The 11,592-nt window shown below is 52.5% G+C and carries 9 protein-coding genes; 5 read left to right on the top strand and 4 right to left on the bottom strand.

Going from position 1 to position 11,592, the window contains the following annotated elements; translation table 11 throughout:
- Positions 1 to 6 precede the first annotated feature (6 nt).
- The 3 genes from RB298_RS11335 to RB298_RS11325 all read right to left on the bottom strand — a co-directional run bounded on the left by RB298_RS11335 (position 7) and on the right by RB298_RS11325 (position 4,363).
- A complete protein-coding gene (locus tag RB298_RS11335) occupies positions 7 to 1,863 on the bottom strand; it encodes a HEAT repeat domain-containing protein (RefSeq protein ID WP_486047087.1) in 1,857 nt (618 codons plus the stop codon).
- A gap of 27 nt (positions 1,864 to 1,890) precedes the next feature.
- Entirely contained in the window at positions 1,891 to 3,321 is a 1,431-nt protein-coding gene (locus tag RB298_RS11330; RefSeq protein WP_486047086.1) for an SWIM zinc finger family protein, read from the bottom strand.
- A gap of 310 nt (positions 3,322 to 3,631) precedes the next feature.
- A complete protein-coding gene (locus RB298_RS11325) occupies positions 3,632 to 4,363 on the bottom strand; it encodes a metallophosphoesterase family protein (protein WP_277746260.1) in 732 nt (243 codons plus the stop codon).
- Positions 4,364 to 4,844: 481 nt separating this feature from the next.
- Between RB298_RS11325 and RB298_RS11320 the strand changes: the two genes are divergently transcribed.
- From RB298_RS11320 to RB298_RS11310, 3 genes are all read left to right on the top strand, one after another.
- A complete protein-coding gene (locus tag RB298_RS11320) occupies positions 4,845 to 6,101 on the top strand; it encodes an extracellular solute-binding protein (protein WP_411551668.1) in 1,257 nt (418 codons plus the stop codon).
- A gap of 81 nt (positions 6,102 to 6,182) precedes the next feature.
- Positions 6,183 to 7,142 carry a carbohydrate ABC transporter permease gene (locus RB298_RS11315; RefSeq protein WP_486047085.1) on the top strand — a complete coding sequence of 320 codons (960 nt, stop codon included), beginning with the start codon at positions 6,183 to 6,185 and terminating at the stop codon, positions 7,140 to 7,142.
- Between the two features lie 17 nt (positions 7,143 to 7,159).
- The gene (locus tag RB298_RS11310; protein ID WP_015736036.1) at positions 7,160 to 7,981 is read left to right on the top strand and encodes a carbohydrate ABC transporter permease; all 822 of its coding nucleotides are present in this window, start codon (positions 7,160 to 7,162) and stop codon (positions 7,979 to 7,981) included.
- Positions 7,982 to 8,055: 74 nt separating this feature from the next.
- Here RB298_RS11310 and RB298_RS11305 read toward each other — a convergent pair whose 3' ends face one another.
- Entirely contained in the window at positions 8,056 to 9,648 is a 1,593-nt protein-coding gene (locus tag RB298_RS11305; protein ID WP_486047084.1) for an MDR family MFS transporter, read from the bottom strand.
- 207 nt (positions 9,649 to 9,855) lie between these two features.
- On the opposite strand from RB298_RS11305, the gene RB298_RS11300 reads away from it, so the two are divergent.
- Positions 9,856 to 10,239, top strand: a complete 384-nt coding sequence (locus RB298_RS11300) for a MerR family transcriptional regulator (protein WP_009591074.1) — start codon at positions 9,856 to 9,858, stop codon at positions 10,237 to 10,239.
- A 39-nt stretch (positions 10,240 to 10,278) separates the two neighbouring features.
- Positions 10,279 to 11,508: an aminopeptidase gene (locus RB298_RS11295; protein WP_213579061.1), complete on the top strand. Its 1,230-nt coding sequence runs from the start codon at positions 10,279 to 10,281 to the stop codon at positions 11,506 to 11,508.
- Positions 11,509 to 11,592: the final 84 nt, after the last annotated feature.

The following is an 11,592-nucleotide window of genomic DNA, read 5'->3' as shown; positions in this document are numbered from 1 at the left end:
TAATATTTATTGTTCTTTCATCTTGCGAAGGATATATCGAAGCTGATCCTCGGCGTTGTCCTTGTAGTTGCCCAGGACCGCATGAACGCGGTCATGATAATCTGCAGGCAACCGGCACAGCTGCGAGAATGTAAAAGGCTCGATCATGTAGCAGTCCTGATTGCGCTTATCCTCAAGAGCGGCCACAACAGCTTCAAACAGCTCTTCATCCTTTATGCCAGTACGAACAAGACCCATAATAATCAGATTGGCAAACCGGTTGCGGAATTCCGGCGAATTCTGCAGCTTTGCCAGCAAATACGATTCAGCTTTCCGATGTCCCCGGCGGGCGAACGCGCTGACCAGCGCCAGCTCATCCTGCTCGATCAACAGCTCCAGCCATCTGTCATCCCAGCACGCCAGCAGCTGCTCTTGCGGGAGCATCTCCACGTAATACGTGTAGCTCTCCTTGCCCGCAAACGGCATTACTTCCTCATAAGGCTTATACTGCCTGGTGATTACCAGATCAGATAGGGTATCCAAAAGCTTTTTCCGCTCTTTGGCCGCGTTGCTGAGCGGCGACGAGGCGAAGCCTTGCAACAGAACGTCCTTGTATTGTTCATATACGCGTTCAGGCGGCAGCACGCGCGTTGCTTTTTGGAATACCTCGCGGACATAAGAGCCGCTGTGTCTATATTGCTCTATATCATTCTCCGCATTTTGGCGCAGCAGTTCCCTGGCTTCCCCGGAATCCACGCGATTCATGTAGATGACCGCTTCATTCATCAGATAGGTCCATCCTAGAGACTTGATGTATAAGGCATACTGCTGAAGCACGTTCCGGTACAGCTCCTCGAGCTCCGGATTTTGTTTGTCGTGCAGGGCCCACAAACAGCGTTTCACCTTGATCCAGCTTTCCTCCAGCTTTTGCTTGTCGCCCAGGGATTCGGAAACCGATTGAAGCTCCGCCGACAAGTCTCGTACAAGCCAATTCGTCAACAGGTCGGAACGGCATCTGCCTAAGGCAGGATTCACCAGCTCTTTGTCTTTTCCTTGAGCAGCTTCATACAACCGCCCCACGGCTTGATCGGAACCGTTCTCGGCCAGCGCGCCGTAGGCCGCCTCGCGGATGACCTTCTTCTTGCTCCTGCTCCATTCCATCAGATCCGCTTCAAACTCTTCGTACGGCGCAAGCAATTTGATCGCCATGCACCGCACCTCGTCGCTACCGATCTCGGCCGCTTGGCGGATCAGCTCCAGCGCTTCCTTCCCGCCTGCTGCCGCCATCACCTTCAGCTTGCGTGATTCCGGCTTTCCGCCCGCCGGATTAAAGCTTTCCATCAGAAACGGAACGATTTCCGGGCCGTACGCCGGCAGTATCTCATTGGCCGCGAGCTCGCCAATCTCGACGTAGGGGTCATTCAACGCTTCGATTGCAAGGTATACCAGACGGAAATCTTGGAACACCCCTTCCTTCCACGCTTCCTCTATGATCTCGTAACGGCCGCTGCCCGTCGTGGTCAGGGCGGTCTGTACTGCTGAAAGCTTGCGGTAGGATAAATGAGATGACAGCGAAACCGGATGATGGTCTGCCTGAAACAGTTCTCCCTCGGGTGCTGTCGTTCCTTGCGTATGCAGCACGGAGCTCAGCAGCTGGTTTAAATCCTGAAGCAGCTGTGCGGACTGGTTTTCCTTCCCGGAATCCGGCTCGATCAAGGCCAGGATTCCTTCGCCCAATCGTTTGAACACGGGAGCGCGTTCTCCCAGTTGTTGAAACTGCGGCAGCAGCCGCTTCAGGCGGAAATCGCCTGCCGCGAGCTCGCTGCCGGCGATATATAAACGCCTAACCTCTTGGTTAAGCTCCTGCAGTAATGCCGTACTCATGTTCGCTTTCCTCCTTCGTTACCCTGCTTAGTACAATAGCCGGATTATTTCGTTCGTCGTAATGATGCTTAGCGGCTGTGCCCAGAGACGGCCCGTCGCAAGGTTGTGCTCAAACATAACCAGCATGGATACGCCGCTCAGCTTCTCCTCCGGCAAATACCGCAGCATCGGCACGGTTGGTTCCATATACACATCGGCCAGCCCGATCGACTGCCCGGATTCATCCGTAATGGCATATTGCCCTTCAGCGTTCCGGCCGATCCCGGATACATGCAGCAGCATGACGGGGTTGCTGTCGCTAAGCGGATTCTTGAGCTGGTTCTTCACCTTTTTAACGGCTTCAGCATAAGAACCTGCCGCATGGTTGCGAATCCATTCCAGATCCTCTTCCGTTACCGGACTTGAGGTCATTTCTTCAAAGCGAACACGCCGGTTCATATCTCCCGGGTAGCGATACAGTACAGGGACATGGGCTTTATCAAAGAAGCTGTCTTCTTCCCGCATCAGCTTGGCGGCTTTATAAGGACGGTATTGGATCGTTCGGTGGATTTCGCCGCTGTCCTTCTGGATCCAATATCCGGTATCCACATGCTCCAGCCGCGCATCGTCGGCATAACTCAGAAATGAAAGCTGCACCAGCTCTGCTCCTTCGCTCACTAACCCATAGCTCTGCAGCTCGGTCAGCTGCCATGCATGCCCCAGCCATTCCTCTATCGTCGACTCGTGGTCCAGCCTCATATCCGGATCCTCAAGTTTTGTGGTCAGGTACTGTCTGCCCTTCTTGATCATTGCGTTCATGACGGCAAGCTGCCCCACCGCATATGTATAAGCTTTCTCCTGGTCTTCGGATGACAGAACCAGCGCCAGGCGGCGGAGTTCCGTCTGAGCACCCGATAAGTAATAATTGCCCATCTGCTTCACATGTTCCTGGATCCGCTTATGTTCTTTTTTGTCCAATGTCCCGAGTCCGTTACGGATCAACGAGTGTATAAGCTTTTCCAGAACGTCCAGGCCTTCCAGCTGCGCATGGAGTTTCTTTTTTAACGCCGATTTGTTAACCTTCTTCGGTTTGGGTGCTGCTCCTTCGGCTGCTTCTTTGAGCTTGCGCTCTTCCCGCTTCTCCGCCTTCTCCCGCTTGGCGGCCAAATCCTCCGGCACCTCGGCGGGGGTGAACGACGCTCCGCCTGCATAAGCATATAGCAGTCCAAGCACATGCTTGCACGGAAACTGCCGGCTCGGGCAGGTGCACCGCATGACCGGCTTCTCCGGCACCGCAAAATCGGCGGACGGCAAGTAATCGGAACTTCCGCTGCCGGCACAGGTGCCGAACAACACGGCTTGATCCTCGGAATGATGCAGCTGTAAGAAACGTCCTTTTTTTACCAGACCTTGCCCGTTCTTAATGGCCGCGCTATTCGGTGCCTGCGAATCGATCCATGTCTCTGTAATCTCAACCAAACTTATACCCTCCTAAATCAAATCGCTGCGTTCAAAAACAGCAATAATATCCATTACGTTTAATCATATCGAATCTTCGCCCTGCTCCCTACCCTTCTAAAGACCTATTTAAGAACACCCATTCCTATTTAATCCATCATCCTCCTCCTTAAATGGAACATATTGTAATACTATGCTGCCGTTAAAATAAAAAAGAGCCGGCTTAGCCGGTTCTTCGAAATTTGCTATCACCCAGGAGTAGACGAACGCGCGCAATGCGGACTTAAAGATCGCCTCCGGCGTTCGCTTATCCCTTTTGTCTCCGATGCCGTTAGTCTTTTCGCGCTTGATACCGCCCTGTTCGAATCTCGAGAATATACGATTCAGGGTGGGGCATGCCGGACTCCAACGCATCCTGCACGGCTTGTTCGATCGGATACGGCACACGGATGCATTGAATGTTTAACGGCGCGGGATCTTCGCTTCCATAGACTCCCTCCAGAATGACGTAAGACGCCTCGGGCAATTCAAGAGGATTGCCGACGCTGCCGGTATTAAACAGCGTTCTCCCGTCCAGATGCTGGTGATAGGCATTATGGATATCGCCGTAACCGGCGACGTCCGCGATTCTCGGGCTGCCGCACAGCGGGGAGCTGTGAAACAAGGTAGCCCGCTTCTCCTGGTCATCCCAGGGCTGGATCCGTTCGTACACGCTTCGCGGCGAAGCATGAAACAGCCGGACCCATTTACCGCTCATCATGAATTCTATGACATAAGGGAGGCCGGCAAGATATTGCAGCCTCTCGCTTCCGAGTCTATGCTGATGCCATAGCAGCGACGGATCATCGGTCTCATTGCCAATAAAGTCGTCCCAATTCCCCTTAATGACCTGCTGGCAATGGGTTCGTACCATATCCACCGCCACATCGCCGTGCGGGCCCTTGCCGATCAAGTCGCCCAGGCAATAGATGGTTTCTATTCCGCGGCGTTGGATATCCCTAAGAACTGCCTCCAGTGCAGGGATATTTCCGTGTATGTCGGAGATTAATGCAAATTGCGCCATCAGCCGGCCTCCAAACTTCGTTTATTTCGGTTTGCTATGGTTATGGCGGTGTTGCTTTTCGTATATTCATCCTATGTCTCTTTTTAGCCAGGGATGAAGCGGTTCAGCGATTCACGCCGTGCCCCAAAATCAGGTCTTTGGATTTACCAATCCAGCACTTCATTTTCCATACAATATTAACTTATAATGAAAATAGTTTGAAGCTATTCTATAAGAAAGTCAAAGGAAGGAGGTTTTGCGGTTCCATGCATTGCCGTCCGGAAGCGTTCGGGCACGCGATGCGTGTTTCAACTACATCGGCAGTACATAACGTGCATTGGAAGGAGGCAATTATACGCCGGAACGTGCCAAATCCTTATTTTGGATGTTTTAATTTTTAGTCTATTGTATTAAGGTAATCATATATTTTTACTCACGCAAGCTTGGTAACTGAATAAGATTTAAGCATCACCGACTTCACCACGTTAGGAGGCTGACGATAGTGAATACACGCAGGATGGTTAGCTTAGGGTTACTGATTCTTGTCTTGATCATCAGCGGTTGTACGGGAAATGCTTCAACCGAAAAAACGAAAACGCTTACACTTTGGTATTGGAACCGAAGCCTGGACGATGAGCTGATTAAGTCTGTTGAAAAGGAGTTTCCGGGTATCCGCATCGACGCGCAAAAAATCGGAGGCGACTTCAAATCGAAATTAAAAACAACGCTGGCCGCCGGCTCCGGAGGGCCGGACATCGTCGCATTTAACGACTGGGTGGCGGAGCTGTTTACGAGTTCGGATCGCTTCTACGATCTGTATGAGCTTGGCGCCAAAGAAATCGAACCGGATTTCCTGGATTGGAAATGGAAGCTCGGCGTTACGCCGGAAGGCGCCATGATCGCCCTGCCGATCGATACGGGGCCAACGGCTTTATACTACAGAGCGGATTTGTTCGAGGAAGCCGGACTTCCGACCGAACCGGAAGATGTCCACGAGCAGCTCGGCACCTGGGATCAATATTTCGAGGCGGGACAGAAGCTGCAGGAGCATTTTGATCAAAAAGTGAAAATGCTCGATAACATCACGAACATTTACACCCAAATCAATGCCCAATCCGATCGCATCTATTTTGCCGAGGATGGAACGTTCATCGGCGAGTCTTCGGAATCCTCGATGAAAACGGCCTGGGATACGGCGGTAAAGGCCTCCCAAATGAAGCTGAGCGCCAACGTCAACACTTCTTCCTCAGAGTGGAATGCCGCCATGAACAACGGGCGGGTCGCTTCCTTTGTCGGTGCGGTCTGGATGAAGGAAATACTCATGCAGGCGGCGCCGGACACCACCGGCAAATGGAGGGTAGCCCGTGCACCTGGCGGTGACGGCAACAACGGCGGTTCCTTCCTTGCCATTATGAAGACAAGTAAATATCCGCAGGAAGCATTTGATGTCATGAAATACATTCAGAACCCGGAAAATCAGGTACAGTCCTTTAAGAAGATCAACCTCTTCCCTTCCGCCAAAGACGCGCTGGATGCACCCGTCATGAAGGAACCCGAAGAATTTTTCGGAAATCAGGCGACCGGCGAGGTGTTCTCGGAATCTGCACGAAACGTTAAGCCGGCTTATTTCGGCGGGAAGTTCGCGAATGTCAACGGCATTGTCAATCGAGAGCTGTCCTCGGTTGCCCTTCAGGGCAAAAATCCCGATAAAGCCTGGGCCGACGCGCTGGCCAGGGTCAAAAAAGAACTGCTGCGCTGACCAAGGTTCTTGTTTTGCGAGGTATGGCTTTCCGATTGTTAGGAGTACTTAAATACCAACCGCTACAGGAGGTACAGTACGATGGATAATCCAATGCTGAATCGCACGCCCGTGGAACAGAAGCCTGTTCCCAAGCATCCGAAATCCCAAGACCGACTGTCTGCACAGATCTGGAAGCACCGCAAAGAATATTTGGCGATATCCCCTTTTTACATTCTATTTGCCATCTTCGGGCTGTTCCCGATCGCCTTTTCCATGTTCCTGTCCTTTCAAAAATGGGACGGCATCGGCGAGATGACCTATAACGGTCTCAATAACTATCAATTCATGCTGACCGATCCGGAATTTTGGAGAGCCGTCGGCAATACACTGCTGATCTGGATTTACTCCACGATACCGATGCTGTTCATCGCGCTGGTCGTGGCATTCCTGCTAAATGCATCGTTCGTCCGTTTCCGCACCTTCTTTCGCATCGGTTATTTCCTGCCCAACGTCACCTCGCTTGTTGCGGTTGCCATCGTGTTCGGCACGGTCTTCTCGAACAACTACGGTCTCCTCAACTATATGTTGTCCTTGCTCGGCCTCAACTTTGTCGAATGGTTGAATAAGACGTGGGGCATTCAGTTAGCCATTTCGGTCATGGTTATATGGAGATGGGCGGGATATAACGCCATCATCTATCTTGCCGGGCTGCAGAGCATCCCGACGGTTCTGTACGAGGCAGCCAAGATCGACGGAGCCACCGGCATTCAATCCTTTTTCAGAATCACCATTCCCAATCTAAGGCCCATCATTCTCTTTACGGTCATTACGTCAACCATCGGCGGCATGCAGATCTTCACCGAGCCGCAAGTGCTGGTCGGCAATGACGGCGGCGTAAGCGGCGGCGGGATGACCATCGTCCTCTACCTGTACCGCGAAGCCTTCGTGAACAACTATTTCGGATATGGCGCTGCCGTCGGCTGGGGCATGTTCCTGCTCATCGCCCTCTTTTCCATCGTGAACTGGAAAATGGTGCAGGGCAGTCCTTCCAATGACTGAAAATGGGGGTGAATCGTATGTTCAAATGGAAATCCATTCTGCTGCACACCGGGTTGATCGCCGGATTGATCTTATCCATTTTTCCCTTCTACTGGCTGCTTGTGATGGCGACGCGCACCACTTCGGATATCTACAGCTTTCCTCCGAAACTATGGTTCGGTCCGCACTTGCTGGATAACGTGTCGAGGGTGCTGAGCAGCATCGACTTCTTCGGCGCCTTCTGGAATACCCTGTTCGTCGCTTCCGCTTGTACGCTGCTGGTCTTATTCTTCGATTCCCTGGCCGGATTCACGTTCGCCAAATTCCAGTTCCCGGGCAAAAAATGGCTGTTTGTCCTGCTGCTTGCCACCATGATGGCGCCCGCACAATTATCCTTGGTGCCTTCGTTTGTCATTATGGCAGAATTCGGATGGGTGGGCACCTACAAGGCCCTGATCATACCGGGAATGGTCAACGCTTTCGGAATCTTCTGGATCAGGCAGTATGCACAGGAATCGGTGCCTTCGGAGCTTCTCGATGCCGGTAAAATCGACGGCTGCGGTTTCTTCCGCCTCTATTGGAACATATCGCTGCCGATTCTTCGGCCCGCTTTATCGTTCTTGGCAGCCTTCACGTTCATCGGGGTATGGAACGACTATCTGTGGCCGCTCATCATTCTAAATGATGAGAACAAGTTCACCTTGCAGGTTGCGTTATCATCATTAAACGGAATATATACCACCGACTATTCGATGGTCATTGCCGGCACGCTGCTCGCGGTCATCCCGCTGATCGTCATGTTCTTGTTCATCAGCAAGCAATTCATTTCCGATATCGCCGCAGGCGCGATTAAGAGTTAACGGCAAAGGAGCTGCCTCCAGGTGTTATGCCTGACAGGCAGCTCCTTTCTATATTCCGGTCCAAGACGTATGCGCTACGGCACCATGACCAGCTGTTCATTTTCTTTCGTCCCTGCCTCTTCTGCTGAATCGGCTGTCTCCTCCCTTTTCAGTTCTGCCGTTTCATCCAGCTTTTTGCGTCCCATTAAGGCTGCTGCCAGAAGCGCTAACGCTGCAGGAACGATAGCCCAGGCAAACGTAGCCGCAATGGAGGAAGCGAGCGTGTCCGAGATCGGCTTGAGCAGGTCGGACGGAATCAATAATCTCGTCTCCGGTGCCAATAAGATGTGAGGATCCTTAAGATCGAATCCTTCAGGAAGCCCACCGGTGTTCATCACGCCCGATCCCGATGTTAAGGAACCGGTGAAGGATCGGCTCTGTATCAACCCGAACACCGTAATGCCAATGGTCATTCCAAGCGACCGCGTGAAATTGAAGGTCGAGCTCGCCATCCCGCGCTGTTTATAGGATAAGCCATGCATGACCGCCGTTCCCAGCACGGAGAACGATCCGCCGATGCCAAGCCCGATCAGAACCATGTACAGGGTAACGATGAATCTGCTGGATTCCGCGGTTAACGTCGAAGCGAGCACCATCCCTCCCGTAAACAGGATCAGTGTCGGGATCATGATGCTTCGATACGAGATTTTACTCATCAGAAAACCGCTGACCGTCGCCGTGACGACCGAGCCCACCATCATCGGCAGCAGGACCAGCCCCGAGTTCGTTGCGCTTCCGCCGAGCACGCCTTGTATGAAGATCGGAATGTAAACGGAAGCCACGATGAAGGATCCTCCGCTAAACAAGCCGCACAGCACGCTTGAGGTATAGAGTTTATTCTTGAATAAATGAAACGAGATGATCGGCTCCTCCGCCCTTCTCTCGGCAAGCACGAAGAGCACAAGCATAACGGCGGCAGCACCAAACAAAGCCAGGATGACCCAGGAATCCCATGCCCATTGCTTCCCTCCAAGCTCAAGCGCGAACATGAAACAGATCACGCCCGCAAGGAGCGTGGTTGCTCCCTTCCAATCAATCGGCTGTTTGGAACGTTCATGCGATTCCTTATAGAATATCGTCACCATCAGGAAGGCCACGATGCCGATCGGCAAATTAATATAGAATATCCATTGCCAGGTAATATGATCCGTAATATAAGCGCCTGCGAGCGGCCCGAAAATGCTGGATAATCCAAAGACGGCTCCGAACAAACCCGTGAGCTTTCCGCGCTTCTCCAGCGGCACGGTGTCGAACATGATCGCGAAAGCGATCGGGATGAGGGCCCCGCCCCCTACGCCTTGCACGGCCCGATACAGCGCCAGTTCCGTGATGGAGCTTGCCGTACCGCACAGCACGGAGCCCAGCATGAATACAATCATCCCGAACACAAAGAATTTTTTGCGTCCATACATATCGGAGAGTTTGCCGAAGATCGGCATCCCCGCAAGCTCGGCAACCATATACGCGGAGGTCACCCAAACGAAATGATCAAGTCCTCCGAGCTCCCCGACGATGTTTCCCATGGCGGTCGCTATGATCGTATTGTCCATGGAGGCCATCAAGATGCCGAGCAGCAGGCCGGCAAGCACGATGGGCAGTTTGTTGCTGTTGGCTGTTTGTGTCTTCAAGTTCTCATACACTCCTTCTAAGTAGGTTTCCTTAGTACTGCAGTCATTGTAAATCGAAAAGTATGACAGGTGACTGTCACACTTTTATCCCCGTTTCCGTTATTTTTTATCAAACGCTCTTATTCAAGCAGCCTAATGGCTTTATGTTCGCATGCGGGGTAGCGTATAATCGGTTTATCTTAGCTCATGCCAAGGAGGTCATGTGATATGAAGATCAGTGAATTATCGCAGCGCAGCCAGGTCAGCGCACGCTCAATCCGGCATTATGAACAAAAAGGCCTGCTGGAAGCCGATAGACTCGATAATGATTACCGCCATTTTAACGCGTCCGCCATCGAACGGGTCAAAATGATCCAATTGTACTTAAAGCTGGGCTTGACCACGGATCAAATTCGCGTATTGTTTCGCGGTGAAGTCGCTTCGCCGGACGATTATGAATATTGCGAGGAAATGCTCTCCTTTTATGAGGACAAATTAAGCAGCGTGGACAGTCAGATTGCAGCGCTCCATGAATTGAAACACCTGCTGGAAAGGCAAATCTCCCGGACCCTTGGCAAAAAGAAGAGTCAGCAGCAGCCCTCCGCAACGTGATAGAATGAAGTGTACATCTGAAATGGAGGATATCTACATATGGACAATTTCGAGAAAAATCTGGAGAAATACGCGGAGCTGGTCGTGAAGGTTGGCGTAAACGTTCAACCGGGCCAAGTGCTGATCGTCAATGCTCCAATCGAGACCGTAGAGTTGACACGCCGCATCGTGGCCAAAGCATATGATGCAGGCGCCAAATATGTGCAAGTCGACTGGGAAGACGAAAAAATCACCCGAATTCGCTACGAGAAAGCACCGGAAGACTCCTTCCATTATTACCCGCAGTGGCAGGCCGACGCCATGCAGCAGCTCGCTGAAGGCGGAGGAGCCATTCTGCGCATTAAGGTTCCGGATCCCGAGCTGTTCCGCGGCATTGATTCGGTAAAAGTATCTACAGCCGTTAAGGCTGCTGCCGTGGCTAACGAAAAATATCAGGTATACGTCCGCAACAATAAGATCAGCTGGTCGCTGATTAAGGCGCCTACCCGAGCCTGGGCCAATAAAGTATTCCCGGACCTCCCCGAAGAAGAGCGCATCCAAGCGATGTGGGATGCCGTATTCCTGATGAATCGGGTAGGCAGCGAAGATCCGGTAGCCGCGTGGCGGGATCATATCGCCGGACTGAAGCTGCGCCAGAACCACATGAATGCCAAACGCTACAAGAGTTTCCACTATCGTGCGCCGGGAACGGATCTGCGCGTCGACATGCCGGAAGGTTACCTCTGGCTCGGCGGCGGTGACGAGAATGAGGCCGGGGTGTATTTCGTAGCGAATATGCCCACCGAAGAAATCTATACGATGCCTCACCGCACGGGCGTGAACGGGACCGTATCCAGTACCCTTCCGCTGAATCTGAACGGCCGCCTGGTGGAAGGCATGAAGCTCACGTTCAAGGACGGCAAGGTTGTTGCATATGAAGCCGAATCCGGACGGGAGCATCTCACGACGCTGCTGGAAACGGACGAGGGCGCCTCGTATCTTGGAGAGATGGCACTCGTGCCGCATGATTCGCCGATCTCGCAGCTAAACCGCGTCTTCTATAACACCGGCATCGATGAGAACGCCTCCTGCCACTTTGCGCTGGGAAGCGCCTATCCCGTGAATATCGAAGGCGGCACCAAGATGAGCAAGGAAGAACTGCTGGCTCGCGGAGCCAATGTCAGTCTGACGCATGTCGATTTCATGATCGGTTCCGCTGAATTGGACATTGACGGCGTGCTGGCGGACGGTACGATTGAACCCGTATTCCGCGGTGGACGGTGGGTCTAAAGTTCGTTTGGGTAAATTTGGGCTCCCAGCATCCCGTTTGGCGCCATATGACCGGGGGGCAACCCCTTTAAGCCTTCAACTGTA

It is taken from the genome of Priestia sp. BR_2, from assembly GCF_041954005.1.
Classification (GTDB): domain Bacteria; phylum Bacillota; class Bacilli; order Paenibacillales; family Paenibacillaceae; genus Paenibacillus_AQ; species Paenibacillus_AQ lautus_A.
The sequence above is the reverse complement of the archived record's forward strand: the minus strand, read 5'-3'. Positions and strand labels throughout refer to the sequence as shown.

What these genes read in the sequence shown, in the direction of transcription:
- RB298_RS11295 (WP_213579061.1), top strand. Translation starts at nt 10,279, where the DNA reads ATGGACAATTTCGAGAAAAATCTGGAGAAATACGCGGAGCTGGTCGTG.
- RB298_RS11335 (WP_486047087.1), bottom strand. Translation starts at nt 1,863, where the DNA reads ATGAGTACGGCATTACTGCAGGAGCTTAACCAAGAGGTTAGGCGTTTA.
- RB298_RS11310 (WP_015736036.1), top strand. Translation starts at nt 7,160, where the DNA reads ATGTTCAAATGGAAATCCATTCTGCTGCACACCGGGTTGATCGCCGGA.
- RB298_RS11325 (WP_277746260.1), bottom strand. Translation starts at nt 4,363, where the DNA reads ATGGCGCAATTTGCATTAATCTCCGACATACACGGAAATATCCCTGCA.
- RB298_RS11315 (WP_486047085.1), top strand. Translation starts at nt 6,183, where the DNA reads ATGGATAATCCAATGCTGAATCGCACGCCCGTGGAACAGAAGCCTGTT.
- RB298_RS11300 (WP_009591074.1), top strand. Translation starts at nt 9,856, where the DNA reads ATGAAGATCAGTGAATTATCGCAGCGCAGCCAGGTCAGCGCACGCTCA.